Raw genomic sequence first — 14,931 nt, forward strand, 5'->3', positions numbered from 1 at the left:
AAGAAGGTCAAAGCCTTAAAAAGAATCAAGCCAAATCCCCTTAAAAAACTCACCAAAAAGTTAGCTAAGAAGCTGTTTGGCAAGAAATTTGTAAATACAACAAGGGCCGAGTTCAGAGAAATGGCTCCTGTTCCTGCGGTTCAGATTGATAAGCCTAAAAAACCGGCATTTCAAATTGTTTGGGCAAGCACACCTGGTGAAATTAAAGAAGCGCAAAGATTGCGCTATAAAGTATTCGCCGAGGAGATGGGTGCTAGCCTACCTAAGAACGCTGAAGGCTTAGATGTCGATGAATTCGATTCCTATTGCGATCATTTGTTGATTCGTGATCAAGACAGTCTGAAAGTAGTTGGCACCTACCGCGTACTTCCACCTCATAAGGCTCAAGAGATCGGTCGCCTCTATTCTGATTCTGAGTTTGATCTATCCCGTATTGACCACCTGCGCCCTAAATTGGTTGAGCTCGGTAGATCTTGTGTTCACCAAGACTATCGCTCAGGCGCTGTCATTATGGCCCTATGGAGTGGCTTAGCTCAATACATGCAAAAGAATGGTTATGAAATCATGCTTGGTTGTGCCAGTATTCCAATGGCTGACGGCGGTCACTTTGCAGCGAGTCTTTATAACTCCCTAGGCAACGACCAAATGGCGCCAACAGAGTTTCATGCATTCCCGCGCCTGCCTCTGCCTCTTGATAAGCTAAATGGTGGTTTAGATGTGCAGCCTCCACCATTGATCAAAGGTTACCTGAAGCTAGGTGCAAAAATTTGTAGCGCTCCAGCCTGGGATCCCGACTTTAATACAGCTGACTTATTGACGATGCTCCGCCTTTCAGAAATCAACCCTCGTTACGCAAAGCATTTTTTTGGTTTGTAATATTTAAGCATCAGCTCTTAAAGAAAAAGCCACTTCGCATTGAAGTGGCTTTTTTATTCTGAGATATACCCCTACTTAAAGCTAACTTGGTAAGAACGCCCTACCCTTTCCCATTCTGCCGCCTCTTTTAATAGACTAAATTCAGTCAAGGGGTGTTTGGCTACCCATTCCTTAGAAAGACTAACCAAATATGAGCCGTCATGCTCAGAAACTTTTACATTCGGAAAATTGGTGTCATTTCGGCCGCGACAAAGTACCTGTGCCAGTCTCAAACAAAAAAGCATACGCCAGTCTTCAAAGCTATGGTTATTGGCAAGCTTTCCTAATTTGCCGGTATGTCCAATCAGCAAAGCCGCTAGTCTAGCCTGATCATTTTTAGAGAAGCCCGGCATATCTGCGTTACCTGCTATGTACGCAGAATGCTTGTGATAGCCATTGTGGGAGATTGATAATCCGATTTCATGCAGATTGGCCGCCCATTGCAATAACGCCACATTATCTGCCCTACTCTCTGATTCAGGTTTTGGTAATTGCTGTAAAAAATCAGCAGCCAATTTACCAACCCGATCAGCCTGCTCACGATCGACGGTATAGCGTTGCATAAATTGCTCTACGGTCACATAGCGCATATCGTGATGTTGTGATCGGCCAAGCAAGTCGTACAAAACACCGCTACGCAATGCAGCATCGGTTACTTCCATTTCTTCAATGCCTAATTCATCGAATGCTGCCAACATAATCGCTAAACCGCCTGGCCACACGGATCTTCTGTCATCCTTCAGACCCTCTAGCTCCACTTGATTTACATGTTCATACTTGAGAAGGTGTTTTTTGAGATTCTTAAGGCCTTCACGGGTAATTATTCCACTTGAGCTATTGACGCGGCCCATCATTAAGCCGTCGCCACTTCCATTGAAATGATTATTTCCAATGAGATCGGCTAGAGCTCTAGCGGTACCAGAGGAACCAATAACCTGCTTCCAGCCGCTTCTTAAATAAGCGCCAGAAATTACCTGTATTTCACGGCGAGCTGCCAACTCAGCCTCTTTAAAAGCATGGGCATCAATATTTCCCTTGGGGAAAAAACGCATGCTATGAGAGACGCAACCAATATAGAGACTTTCCATCAACTTTGGCTCATAACCTTTGCCAATAATGAATTCAGTAGAACCGCCGCCAATATCAATGACCAGCCTATTGCCCTGAACTGCTTGAACTTCATGTGCTGCGCCAATATAGATGAGTCGAGCTTCCTCAACTCCAGCAATGACTTCAATCGGGAACCCTAGAGCTACTTGCGCATCTTCAATAAATTGTTGAGAATTTTTGGCAACGCGCAAAGTATTGGTTGCCACCGCTCGAACATTGGCAGGATCAAAGCCGCGAATGCGCTCACCAAAGCGTCGAATAGCTATTAATCCCCGCTGATAGGCGTCATTGCCAAGCAATTTATTTTCAGTCAGACCGGCGGCCAAGCGAACTGTCTCACGCAAGGTATCAATAGGACGTAACTGTGTGCCAGAGGGGGTATTTACTGCTTGGGCTACCAACATGCGAAAACTATTCGATCCCAAATCGACCGCAGCAACAAGGTCTTCTGAATGAACTAAAGGATCTACGGGATTGCTGGCCAAAATATTCCCCAAAAATGGAATGCTGTATCAATTATGACTATTTTATGTAAAAAACGTGACACATTGATGAAAATGCCAGCAAGCCTTTATGACTGGGATTAAGGGCTTTGATTAGGCCGCTAAGTTTTGCTCAGAACTAGAACAATCGCGATTGCCAAAGCTGCATAAGATGCAGCAATCCCCCGACTTTGGCTTCAAGATCGCGCTACATGAGCGGCAACGATATAAATGCTGAGAAGAGCCTTGCTCAATTTTAATAGCCTCTGAAGCTTGGCAATAAGGGCAGGTAACGATAGATTCTGAAGCAGTGTTGGTATTCACAAAGTTATATTGAACCAAAATTATTTCAGTATTGTGTCAAGACCAATAAGGGTTAATCCGTTGTGCTGGGACTCCAAAAGGCCTGCGAAACAAATTCTTGATCGGCAATTTTAGCGATCAATTTATCCATCTTATCCCCATCAACAGCCGACGCTGTTAATACGGCCTGAATTTCAATATCATCGTTGCCAAATTGATGCACTTCAATGTCTTGGGTTTGATAGCCCGCCTCTTCTAGCGTCTTAATAAATTGCTTTAAGGCGTGCTTTTGGGCATGCTTAGGAGTGATGATATAAACAGAATTCGTCACCTCAACCGAGATGGTGTCTAGTGGTTGGCGATTAATAAAAGTTACTACGGGTCTTAAAAGAGTATTGGCTGCCAAAATAAATACGGTGGCTAATCCGGACTCTAATATCAAATCTGCGCCTGCACAGGCGCCCACAGCCCCTGAGGCCCATAAGGTAGCTGCCGTATTGATCCCGCGAACATTACCCTCTTCGCGCATGATGACGCCGGCACCTAAAAAGCCAATACCAGAGACAACATAAGCCATCACATGTACAGCTCCATCATGGCCAGTCAGACGATTACCAGCATCAACAAAAATCGCGGCACCAATAGCAACCAAAATATTGGTTCTTAAGCCTGCAGTTCTCTGGCGATATTGGCGCTCTAAACCAATTAAGCCGCCAAAGAAAAAGGCAGCAGTCAGACTGATTGCGGTATCAGTTAACGACGCATAATTAATATTGCTAACAAACTCCATAGGACTAGTAATTATTTTGAGCCAAGACCTAAGGACTCTACCATTACTTTGAATACCTCAGTGTTATCCATGAAACCCTTAAATTTGTCTGCCCCTGGACCCATGGCATTGAGAACAGCATCATCTGCTGTGTGCACGCCAGAATCTTGATGTGAGGGTAAATTACCGCCCACATGAATTGCATCCTCCTGAATCTGGAGGTATTTTGGATTGGCTACATATTTACCGGCATCATCTTTAACGGCAGGAACAAAAGTGCCATCCAGTTTTGGGTGCAAAGTTTCATAGTGATCAGGATAGTTGCCATAGAAGAATGCAATACGCTTAGACACATCAATCTTATTTGGATAACCCTGAATATCTGCTTTTGGATAGTTAGGATATCCAGCCTCAGCATAAATACCCACCTTTTCACGCAAGGGTCCCGGCTTGTCGTCCTGCACTACCCCGCTAATGGATCCGCTATGCGTGTGGTCAGGTGTAACAATAATCAAAGTATCAGGATGCGTTTTAGCAAAATCTTTAGCAATCTGTACAGCATTACTCAACATGATGGTGTCAAATGCCGCCCGCTCCCAATCGAGAGGATGATTGAACTTATCAATCAATGCCGCCTCAACCATCAAGAAAAATCCATTGGGATTTCTAGATAAAACATCAATTGCGGATTGGGTCATCTCTGTAAGATCTGGCTGATTGGGATATTGCTCAACCGTATTCTTTTTCAGATACAAACGATCCAGCGATCCATCCATATTATCTGGATGAAAGACACCAAATAGTTTTTTTGTATCCTTACTCTCTGATGCTGAAAGTAATTCTTGTTTTGTAAAAGCTAACTGATAACCATTCGACTTGAAGCTTTCAACCAAATTCTTCTCATCCTTGCGCCTTGAGCCCTTAGAGGATTGCGGATAAAAATAGGCAGAGCCACCGCCAAGAATGACTTCAGCACCACTTAATAGCAATTGATCGGCAATATATTGCTTATCGGCTCTGCGTCTTGTATGGGAAACCATGGCGCCTGGCGTTGCATCTTCTAACTCAGCATCAGAAACGATACCTACCGCCATCTTGGTGTTGCGCTTGATTAGCTCTGCAATTGTTTCCACCTTGGGATGCGAGAGATTATCGCTGGCTCGGGATACATAAACGCCCATGGCGTTCACCGCTGTTTTATGCCCCGTTGTATAAGCACTCATTGAATTCGCAGAATCAGTGATCAGAGAATCAGACCCTGATGTCCCAATCATTGCCGTATTGGGCATATCGTCAAAGGCCAAACGACCTTGATACTTTCCTTCCTGAATACCTTTAGACAGAACTCTAGCGGTTGTACGATTGGCAATCGTCATGCCATCACCAATAAATAGAATCACATTCTTAACACGGCGAGGGCCTGTTGCATATACATCCCAACTTACCTGTAAGCGTTCTTGGGATGCTCGAGCGATGATTTGATATTTACCCGCTTTGGATAGCTGAACATCCCTAAATAGAAACGAGCTACCCTTACCATTTTCATTTGAAATGAACTCTGGTTTAGCGCTAATGGCTTTATTGATTGGTACTCCGTTAAGTTCGATTACAACTTCCTCAGGAGTGGTAACGGTATTGAATTCAACCTTGATGTCGAACTTAGAACCCGCCAATATATTGGCCTGATCGATTGGATAAACTGCCGCAGCTTGTGCTAAACCGACAAAGCTACCTAGGAAGATGAGAAATGCAGCTCTCAGAAATGGTGATGTATTCATGGGATAAATAGTGCATGAGATGGGTCAAACTAGACTATCTCTCAATCAAATGACAATTTGATGACTGCCTCACAACACACTACTTCAGCGCATTCATGCCTTGGCAGCCTTAAGCCTTCCACTCTTGATCGCCTTACGGAATAATTCAAAGTCGCGCTCATTCTGCTTTGCATAAGATCTGGCAAATGAATACATGACCTCACCAAACTCTTTTTCCACACCACAATATCCAGCAATCTCGGCTGCATCCCCAGAACGGGCATGACCAAGGGCTAGCGCCCAGCCATACAACTTGGAATAGTCTGCAAAATTCTTTATGGAAACACCGCCTGGACCAATCGGTATCCCGCCTTTCATATCACGCAATTGGCGAAGATAGAACCCCTGACTTTTATCGATATCGAATTGCATAGAGCCGTAATTCAAAAAGATATCTGGGGCACCTTGGAGCAATCTCTGACCAGCCACCACGCGCTGACCCATATCTCGGTAGATGGATTCTCCCAAATATGGACTTAAGACAGATTTTTGAGCTTCCTTGTATTGCAAGAATAAGGGATCGTTTTCACTATCACCCTCAAAATAAAGAACCATACAATTCGTACCTACGCTTCCGACACCAACTACTTTACGTGCAAAGTCCTTCAAAACATAACGCTCAAACAAAATCTTACGATCGGCCAGTAAGGTACTTGAATAATTCACCAAAGCCTTATCAATGAGTGTGCTCAAGGGGTGACCAAAAGCATTCTTTTTGAAGTGCTCGATTAATGGCGGCTTATTGATAATCTTTCTATCTTTACCAACCAGGGTAGTGAGTTTTTGTAAAACCTGTACATTGCCCTGCCCTTTGGTCTGCTTTAAGTAAGCATCTACTTGCTTTTGATGGTCCTTACTGAAATGTTTGCGAATATCTGTATCACTAATGAATTCTTGAGCTAAATCTAAATAGGTCATCTTGGCATATTGCATCATTCGCTTTTGGTATTCAGCACAAATACGCAATACAATTTTTTTACTCAATACTTTATCGCCACCGTTGCTTTCACAAGCAATCACTGCACTCGTAACAAGACGTTTGAGATCCCATTCCCAACTACCTGGCAGAGTTTCATCAAAGTCATTGATGCCAAATACCAGCCGATGCTCTGCAGTTCCAAACAAACCAAAATTAGAGACGTGCATATCTCCACAAAGCTGAACAGTAATCCTTGTATATGGCTGGTTGGCTAAGTCTTGAGCCATGATCGCAGCACCCCCACGATAAAAAGCAAAGGGTGACTGCAACATGCGCTCATGACGAATCGGAATCAAGGACTCGATTCGAGTCTTGGCTTGATTTTCCAAAATAGTGATGGGATCGATCCGATGTGGAGGTGGCGTATAAATACCTTGCTGAGCGAAGCTCACCACCTTTCGCAAGGCTTTGCCGTCTGCCATGCGCTTTTTGATACTAGGTCTTGGATTACTAAAGGACTCTACCGACCTAAGAACAGCAAATTTGGGCTTCTTCTGTGAGTGCATGGGCTACCTGGGCAATGAATTTACCCACCCATATTAAAGCTATTCCCCAAAAGAGGCTAACTATGAATTGAGGTAGTTCAACTTCTTCTGAATGCCCGCCGGAAGAGTCGAGAACCAAACACTATCATCCCCCACCGCGGGTAGTATTTGGCCATATTCGATCATTTGGCCAGGAATAATTTCATCAATATAAGCCCAAATTTGTTGGCCCGCCAATCCAGTGGCACTCTGAATGGCAACCTCCAACTCAACGAGAAGTTGTTTTTTCATTTGCTCACTTCTACCGCTGCGGATTTGCCCACTTAAAAAGAGATGGGGCTCGTCAAGAAGCACGCCACCAATAAAACAATCATGTAGGTCCAATTGTTTAAAAATGACTTGAGCAAAATAGGCCTCAGCACCAGTGACATCAGCATGAATTTTAGTAATTGCTTTAGCAATAGTAAATTTTTGATGCGTTGTGAGCGAGATGCCAGCGTAATTGACGGTATAGGTAGCCATAGTGTGGTGTACTTATAAATGCTTTAATTGCATTGTTGATGAATAGAATGGAGTTCATCTTTTATTTGCAAGTGATCTAACTTATCTATTGGAAGATCAAGCAATAACTCGATACGATTGCGTAAACCCATCTCGACTTTTCTAAAGGCATCCCACATTTCCTGTTCACTGCCAGTAACGGCGGCTGGATCGATAAAGCCCCAATGAGCAGTTGTAGGATGTCCGGGCCAATAAGGGCACTCCTCACCTGCAGCTGAATCACAAACAGTAATAATGAAATCCATATGCGGCGCATCATGCCTACCAAACTCATCCCAAGTCTTGCTTCTCAGTAATTCGAGTGGATATCCCATTTCCCTGACGAGCTTCAAAGCGATCGGATGAACGAATTTCTTTGGATTTGAGCCGGCTGAGTAGCCTATAAAACGTCCATGACTAAGAGTAGTTGCAAGCGCTTCAGCAAGGATGGAGCGAGCAGAATTACCGGTACACAGAAATAAAATATTGTAAGAATGAGTCATCAATGAGTCATCAATAAATGGCTACTAAAAAATACTAATTAAATGATTTCATCCAAGCGCAATGAGAACCTTTTATCAAGCACAAATTGATCGAACTTTGGGTCTACCAAATCTCTACTGGCTTGCATTTCAGTATTGATGGATTTGAGGCTAGCACTTCCCTGAACTTCATTACGAAAAACATCAGACAGGTATTTTGTTAAATCTGTATTCATAGGATTTTCGCTTTCCGGTAAATCATCATTCTCATCATCGTATGTTGTATTTATTTCAGTTTTATTAATGCTAGATAAAAGAACACCCAGCATAAGCTGGGTGCAAAGGAAGAACGATACAGATTTGTCTTGGTCAGGAGCTTTCTGACAAGTTAACGATAGCGGCGCTTTGTTACAAAGAAATGACTAAACAATAAAAATAAAGTTAACTACCAAGGCGGTGGGAAGTGTAACGATTTGCATAAGCTAGGCGTGCTTCGTACCAGGCCTGCCAAATTGCTAATAAAGTTTTTTTCATATAAATCCTTGTGGTGAAAGATTAATTAAGACATTTTTATTTTGTAGAAATGTCGCGAAACTAGCATTCAATTATTTACTGTCGAAATGACAGGGTGAAGGCGCTTTTGTGACTGATTGACATAGCTGAGATACACTCCGGCTTATATAAACACTTATCTAACAAGGAAATTCAGATGTTTGATTGGGATCTCTACAGCACTATTGCCCTCAGATTAGCCCTGGCCCTTTTTGTTGGATCTGTGCTTGGCCTAAACCGCTGGCTGCACCATAAATCTGCCGGGATTCGTACCCACTCTTTGGTGGCGATTGGCTCAGCAACCGCCGTAATGCTTATCAGCGACTTCGTAAAAGATGATGCCCAGTCTGTTAGCCGAGTTCTTCAGGGCCTTATAACTGGCCTTGGCTTCCTGGGTGCTGGCGTCATTATTCGAGAACAACGTTCACAACGAGTTCATGGACTAACTACAGCAGCAAGCCTTTGGGCTTGCGCCCTCATTGGGGCTGCATTTGGGGCTGGACAATTTGCCCTTGGGGGATTCTCCTTGGGCGCAATCTTGCTCACTTTAATGATTGGCGGCCCTATGGAGCGGTTATTTGCCAGGATAAATGGGGTTAGGCGCAGCTCTGAGATTTCGAACGATCCTGACTAAAACCCATCAAAACAGTCGAAAAATGGATTTTTGTCATATTACTTTGCTACTATCCCCTATCCAAACAATGACAAATATATGCCATGAGTGATTATCGATATGAAGATGCAGTGAAACAACTGCAAGAGACTGGTGCCATTGGGCTGGTTGACCTAAAAAGTCTTCCACACGATGATCTAGTGGAGCTGTTTGAAGAAATCAAGGTATGGTGCCTATACGCCAGCGGAAAAACCGAAAAGCTGACCAAAGAATCTAAAAAGAAGAAGAAAAAGAAAAAGGATTAGCCTTAAAGAGTTAAGCGCTCTTTAGGAAATCGAAGTGTGAAAGTACTGCCTTTGCCTGGCATGCTTTCAATTAATAACTGAGCTTGATGGCGACTTGCAATATGCTTGACGATTGCCAAGCCTAGGCCGGTACCACCCGTATCACGAGAACGACTTCTGTCCACTCGATAAAAACGCTCCGTCAGCCTTGTAAGGTGCTCTGAGGCAATCCCGGGGCCAGTATCTGTAACAGAAAATTCACCCTGCCCTTGTGCATTAGTGCACCACCTTACATGAATTGAACCTGCATCTGGCGTGTAGCGAATTGCATTTGAAACTAAATTACTAAATGCAGAGAGTATTTCTCTTTCCTCACCCAACAAGCATTGCTTATCAGCGACCTCAAAACTAAAGCTATGCTTTCCTTGGGATAAAGCTTCAGCATCATTTCTCAACAATGCCATCAAAGTTTCGGTATTGATCTTGTTCATTGCAGCTGGCAATGAATTTGCCTCCAAATTTGCTAGCGTCAACAGGTCCTCAACCAAACTTTTCATACGGTGCGCCTGGGACATCATCATGTCAAAATATTGATCGCGTTGACTCCTCTCGAGATCCAGGGTTTGAACGGTCTCTAGAAACCCCATTAAGACGGTAATAGGGGTTCTCATCTCATGAGATACGTTAGCAACGAAATCGCGCCTCATAGAATCTGCTTTTTGCAGATCGGTCACGTTTTGCACCAACAATAAATTACGTTGATTTCCAAATGGAAATGCTTGCACCATTATGCTAAGGTTATTATCTGGCCCCATTCGCTCTAAAAGTAATGGCTCTTCAAAATGACGTCTGCTTAAATATTGAATAAATTCTGGGCGACGAATAAGAAAATTAATCCGCTGCATGACATCACGCTTATAGTTCAGACCAAAGAAACTTTCTGCAATTGAGTTGCACCACTCAATATGATCGCTCTCATCAAGCATCACAATACCATTAGGGGATGCTTGGAAGGCCTCTATAAAATGCTCATGTTGCTGCTCAATAATGCGCATTCTTTGCTTTAAGTTTTTTACCAAACGCTGCAGCTTAAAAAAAATCTCTTCCCAAAAACCGCTAGGCAAAGGCATGCTCTCAACGGTGTCTGATTGAATATTCTTTAATAGGCGCGCTAGATTGACGTAAGAGTAAATCAAAGGAATAGACATTAAGGCAATGCTTGTGAAAATAGCCCATTGAGCACCCCAAGTATAGAAGGCAATAAATGAAACTATTAAAACAAAGCATGCAAAGATAATGTAGCGCGAGATGGCGGAAATCATGGTGCAATCTTAGACTATCTCAGGGAGAGTCCTGAAATAGCCTTAAAAGCCTTGAAAATAGGCTCTAGGATTCGGTTGGTATCTTGGTGATACGGTAACCGCTGCCCCTAACTGTCTCAATAAATCGATCGCAGTCAACAGGACTTAATGCGGCCCTTAAGCGTTTGATGTGTACGTCCACAGTGCGCTCTTCGATATAGACTTCATTGCCCCATACTTTATCGAGCAAATTTGCACGTGAATGCACTCGTTCTGGATTGGCCATGAAATATTGAAGAAGTCTATATTCAGTAGGTCCAAGGGATACTGGCTTTGTCTCAGAATTTGGCCACACTGCTAAGACTCTGTGGGAGCTGGGGTCTAACTTGAGTGGTCCAACCGTGAGAGGGCCAGTATCATCAACGGCGGTCTGTCTTCGCAGCAGCGCTCGAACTCTAGCAATCAGCTCCTTAGGCGAGAACGGTTTAGTCACATAATCATCAGCCCCGGAATCTAAGCCCAAGACTTTATCCGCCTCTTCGCTTTTAGCAGTCAACATCAGAATAGGCAAACCCCTTGTACGGTCATTTGCTCTTAATTCTTTAGCAAACTGAACGCCAGACTTTCCAGGAAGCATCCAGTCCAAAATCACCAGATTGGGCAACTGTTCCTTCATCATGCCATGAGCTATGTCGGCTTGCATCGCCTTCTCCACTTCATAACCAGCATGAGTCAAGTTAATTGCAATTAACTCTGCAATTGATGGCTCATCTTCAACTATTAGTATGCGGTGAGTCATATTCAGAAGTTGAGTTATTGCTTATTAGCTTCGCGCACCAAATCTTCGTGCGGAATGTGACGAACATCAGACCCTTTTGCGATGTAAATCACGAATTCAGCAATATTTTTTGCATGATCACCAATACGTTCGATCGCCTTGGCAATCGTCAGCATATCTAATCCAGTGCTGATGATGTGGGGGTCTTCAGACATATAAGTGATTAACTTACGAACGAAGCCTCTGAACTCCTCATCAATTTGACGGTCTTCAGCAACCACTTCTGCAGCAGCTACAGTATCTAGTCTTGCAAACGCATCTAAGCTACGACGCAATAAAGTAATGGCCATTTGTCCTGAAAGACGAATCTCGGCAACGTTAATATTGTGTGGACTACCAGACTCAATTAAACGCTTAGTACGTTTAGCAACACGCTCCGCTTCGTCACCCGCTCGCTCCAAATTCGTAATCGCTTTAGATACAGCCATTACCAAGCGAAGATCGCGCGCAGTTGGCTGACGACGTGCAATCACTTCAGTACAAGCTAAATCAATTTGAATTTCTAGATCGTTTACAAGCTTTTCGTTTTCAATCACGATATTGCAAGTATCAAGATCCATTTGCGTAAATGCACGCATAGCTGTGGCAATTTGAGACTCAACTAATCCGCCCATTTCAAGCAAACGGCTTGAAAGCGAATTAAGATCGGCATCAAATTGTGAGGATAGGTGTTTATCTGGCATTTAGTGTCTCCAATTAACCGAAGCGACCGGTAATGTAGTCTTCTGTTTCTTTACGCTTAGGCTTGATAAAGATTTCATCTGTTTTACCATACTCCACCAAACTACCAAGGTACATATAAGCAGTGTAGTCGGATACGCGGGCTGCCTGTTGCATATTGTGAGTAACGATAGCAATGGTGTACTCATGCTTGAGCTCATTGATCAACTCTTCAATTTTTCCAGTCGAAATTGGATCTAAAGCAGAAGTTGGCTCATCAAGCAATATCACTGATGGTTTTACTGCAACACCACGAGCAATACACAGACGTTGCTGCTGACCACCAGAGAGGGACAAGCCACTTTGGTTTAACTTGTCCTTTGCTTCAGTCCACAAAGCAGCTTTGTTCAACGCCCATTCAACACGCTCATCCATCTCAGAGCGAGAAAGTTTTTCATAAAGACGGACACCAAAGGCAATGTTTTCATAGATCGACATTGGAAATGGGGTTGGTTTTTGGAAAACCATACCAATACGTGAACGAAGCAGGTTCAAGTCCTGTCCTGGCTCCAAAATATTCTGGCCATAGAAATTGATTTCACCTTCAGCACGTTGCCCTGGATAGAGGTCGTACATACGATTCAAGGTACGTAGTAATGTGGATTTGCCACAGCCTGAAGGGCCAATGAATGCTGTTACTTTGCCCTGCTCAATATCCAGATTAATATTCTTGAGGCCCTGGAAAGCACCGTAAAAGAAATTCAGATTTCTGACTTCAAGGGCATTAATTGCTGCCTGCTCTGAATGTTGATTTGTTGTTTCCACTTTACCCCCTTGACCATCAATCTTATTTAAGTCAAACATAGTTTTCATATTACTCATCATCCCTGGACCTTCTCACGAAATACCACTCGTGCCAAAATATTCAAACCGAGAACGGTAAATGTAATCAAAAGAGATCCACCCCAAGCAAGACTTACCCAGTTGTCATAGGGGCTCATCGCAAATTGGAAAATAACCACCGGTAAATTAGCCATAGGCTTATTCATATCTGTGGAGAAAAATTGATTGCTCAAAGCAGTAAACAATAAAGGCGCTGTTTCGCCACTAACTCGAGCAAGAGCTAGAAGAATGCCGGTCATAATGCCGCTTTGTGCAGCGCGCAAGGTAACCATAAATGCCACTTTCCACTTAGGCGTTCCCAACGCATAAGCCGCCTCACGCAAACTTCCAGGTACTAAGCGCAGCATATTTTCTGTGGTGCGCACAACCACTGGAATTGCAATCAGAGCCAATGCAATAGTGCCCGCCCATCCTGAAAAATGCTGTACCTTAGCAACATATAAGGCATAGACAAACAGGCCAATTACGATTGATGGTGCTGACAGCATGATATCGGTAACGAAACGAGTCAAAGAGGCCACTCGACTGCGATCACCATATTCAGAAAGATAGAGACCCGCCAACACACCTACAGGCGTGCTGATAAATGTACATGACCCCACCAATAAAAGGCTACCAACAATTGCATTAGCCAATCCACCACCCTCAGTGCCTGGAGCTGGTGTGCTTGCTGTAAACATATTTAGATTAATTGCAGAAAACCCTTTAATAAAAAGGATGCTTAAAATCCAGATCAAACTTGCCATTCCAATTGCCATTGCAATCATGGATAAAGTAAGACCAATTTTATTTGTCCTTTTACGACGGGCAAACACGGTCATATCAAAGTTAACATTTGAACTCATGATTTAAGTCCTTGCTTCTTTTCCATGCTGATCAACATCCATTTAGCAAAAGCCAATACAACAAACGTAATAAAAAATAGAGCAAGTCCGAGCGCGAAGAGAGATGAGTAATGTAAACCAGCCTCTGCCTCGCCAAACTGATTGGCTAATGTTGATGCTATTGAGCTTCCTGGCGCAAAAAGAGAAGCTGAAATACGCTGCGCATTACCAATAACGAAAGTAACAGCCATCGTCTCACCAAGCGCTCTGCCAAGACCTAACATCACACCCCCAATTACTCCCGCTTTGGTATATGGCAAAACAATATTTCTCACCACTTCCCAAGTAGTACAACCAATACCATAAGCTGACTCTTTTAGAACAGGAGGCACGATTTCAAAGACATCGCGCATGACCGATGCAATAAAAGGAAGAATCATTAACGCAAGAATTAATCCCGCACATAACATTCCTATTCCGTTTGGTGGGCCAGAAAATAAAATTCCGACAAAGGGAATTTGACCCAGAGTGGCCTGAAGTGCCGGCTCAATATAGTCACCAAAGATTGGTGCAAAAACAAATAAACCAAACATGCCATAAATAATAGATGGTACTGCTGCCAACAACTCCACCGCAGTCCCAAGTGGACGCCTTAAAGGTGGAGGACAAATTTCGGTCAAGAAAAAAGCAATGCCAAAACTGAGTGGTACTGCAATCAATAGCGCAATCACCGAGGAGACCAAGGTGCCATAAATAGCAATTAATCCACCAAAATCACCATTAACAATATCCCAGGCTGGTGTAATGAAAAATTGCGGTCCAAACTCTTTCAATGCAGGCCATGCATTCACAAATAAGGAGCCAATAATCCCCAAGAGCGCAAAAAGCACAGAAAGAGAGAAAAATTGAGTTACGCGGTGGAATAGAAAATCTTGAATGCGCTGAAGACGCGCAATTCTTGCGGCCACTAGCGTCGGCGCGCCCGCTGATTCCAAAGTATTCATCATTAGACTTAAGCTAAAGTTAAAAAACGACCCTGGAAGCCAGGGTCGTAATGATCAAAAATACAAAGAA

Annotated in this window: 17 protein-coding genes; 3 read left to right on the forward strand and 14 right to left on the reverse strand. The window is 43.5% G+C overall.

The window, feature by feature from the left end:
• Positions 1-120 precede the first annotated feature (120 nt).
• The gene (locus ICN44_RS01140) at positions 121-876 is read left to right on the forward strand and encodes a GNAT family N-acetyltransferase (RefSeq protein ID WP_255537358.1); all 756 of its coding nucleotides are present in this window, start codon (positions 121-123) and stop codon (positions 874-876) included.
• A gap of 71 nt (positions 877-947) precedes the next feature.
• Here the strand turns inward: ICN44_RS01140 and ppx are convergent, their stop codons facing one another.
• From ppx to ICN44_RS01175, 8 genes are all read right to left on the reverse strand, one after another.
• Entirely contained in the window at positions 948-2,510 is a 1,563-nt protein-coding gene (gene ppx / locus ICN44_RS01145; RefSeq protein WP_255537316.1) for an exopolyphosphatase, read from the reverse strand.
• 111 nt (positions 2,511-2,621) lie between these two features.
• Positions 2,622-2,831, reverse strand: a complete 210-nt coding sequence (locus ICN44_RS12390; protein WP_370624848.1) for a GDCCVxC domain-containing (seleno)protein — start codon at positions 2,829-2,831, stop codon at positions 2,622-2,624.
• A gap of 52 nt (positions 2,832-2,883) precedes the next feature.
• Positions 2,884-3,600 (reverse strand): MgtC/SapB family protein, encoded by a 717-nt coding sequence (locus ICN44_RS01150; protein ID WP_216262178.1) that lies wholly within the window; start codon positions 3,598-3,600, stop codon positions 2,884-2,886.
• An 11-nt stretch (positions 3,601-3,611) separates the two neighbouring features.
• Positions 3,612-5,357, reverse strand: a complete 1,746-nt coding sequence (locus ICN44_RS01155) for an alkaline phosphatase (protein WP_216262179.1) — start codon at positions 5,355-5,357, stop codon at positions 3,612-3,614.
• Between the two features lie 93 nt (positions 5,358-5,450).
• A complete protein-coding gene (locus tag ICN44_RS01160) occupies positions 5,451-6,797 on the reverse strand; it encodes a DUF2252 domain-containing protein (RefSeq protein ID WP_216262180.1) in 1,347 nt (448 codons plus the stop codon).
• Between the two features lie 144 nt (positions 6,798-6,941).
• Complete coding sequence (locus ICN44_RS01165) at positions 6,942-7,382, reverse strand: tautomerase family protein (protein WP_216262181.1); 441 nt, start codon at positions 7,380-7,382, stop codon at positions 6,942-6,944.
• A gap of 23 nt (positions 7,383-7,405) precedes the next feature.
• Positions 7,406-7,903: an arsenate reductase ArsC gene (locus tag ICN44_RS01170; RefSeq protein WP_216262183.1), complete on the reverse strand. Its 498-nt coding sequence runs from the start codon at positions 7,901-7,903 to the stop codon at positions 7,406-7,408.
• A 38-nt stretch (positions 7,904-7,941) separates the two neighbouring features.
• Entirely contained in the window at positions 7,942-8,118 is a 177-nt protein-coding gene (locus tag ICN44_RS01175; protein ID WP_216262185.1) for a hypothetical protein, read from the reverse strand.
• Positions 8,119-8,591: 473 nt separating this feature from the next.
• Between ICN44_RS01175 and ICN44_RS01180 the strand changes: the two genes are divergently transcribed.
• Complete coding sequence (locus ICN44_RS01180) at positions 8,592-9,068, forward strand: MgtC/SapB family protein (protein ID WP_216262188.1); 477 nt, start codon at positions 8,592-8,594, stop codon at positions 9,066-9,068.
• A gap of 83 nt (positions 9,069-9,151) precedes the next feature.
• The gene (locus tag ICN44_RS01185; RefSeq protein ID WP_216262190.1) at positions 9,152-9,352 is read left to right on the forward strand and encodes a hypothetical protein; all 201 of its coding nucleotides are present in this window, start codon (positions 9,152-9,154) and stop codon (positions 9,350-9,352) included.
• Between the two features lie 2 nt (positions 9,353-9,354).
• On the opposite strand, the gene phoR is transcribed toward ICN44_RS01185, so the two are convergent.
• From phoR to pstC, 6 genes are all read right to left on the reverse strand, one after another.
• A complete protein-coding gene (phoR, locus tag ICN44_RS01190) occupies positions 9,355-10,653 on the reverse strand; it encodes a phosphate regulon sensor histidine kinase PhoR (protein WP_216262192.1) in 1,299 nt (432 codons plus the stop codon).
• A gap of 64 nt (positions 10,654-10,717) precedes the next feature.
• On the reverse strand, positions 10,718-11,431 hold the full coding sequence (phoB, locus tag ICN44_RS01195) for a phosphate regulon transcriptional regulator PhoB (protein WP_216262194.1): 714 nt from the start codon (positions 11,429-11,431) through the stop codon (positions 10,718-10,720).
• A 14-nt stretch (positions 11,432-11,445) separates the two neighbouring features.
• Positions 11,446-12,153, reverse strand: a complete 708-nt coding sequence (phoU, locus tag ICN44_RS01200) for a phosphate signaling complex protein PhoU (RefSeq protein ID WP_216262196.1) — start codon at positions 12,151-12,153, stop codon at positions 11,446-11,448.
• A 13-nt stretch (positions 12,154-12,166) separates the two neighbouring features.
• Positions 12,167-13,003, reverse strand: a complete 837-nt coding sequence (gene pstB, locus ICN44_RS01205) for a phosphate ABC transporter ATP-binding protein PstB (RefSeq protein ID WP_223146584.1) — start codon at positions 13,001-13,003, stop codon at positions 12,167-12,169.
• A gap of 8 nt (positions 13,004-13,011) precedes the next feature.
• On the reverse strand, positions 13,012-13,878 hold the full coding sequence (gene pstA, locus ICN44_RS01210; protein WP_215320256.1) for a phosphate ABC transporter permease PstA: 867 nt from the start codon (positions 13,876-13,878) through the stop codon (positions 13,012-13,014).
• A complete protein-coding gene (pstC, locus tag ICN44_RS01215; protein ID WP_216262644.1) occupies positions 13,875-14,861 on the reverse strand; it encodes a phosphate ABC transporter permease subunit PstC in 987 nt (328 codons plus the stop codon). Before pstC ends, pstA begins: the two co-directional genes overlap by 4 nt.
• Positions 14,862-14,931: the final 70 nt, after the last annotated feature.

Source organism: Polynucleobacter sp. JS-Fieb-80-E5, assembly GCF_018882015.1.
In the GTDB taxonomy this organism is placed as follows: Bacteria; Pseudomonadota; Gammaproteobacteria; order Burkholderiales; family Burkholderiaceae; genus Polynucleobacter.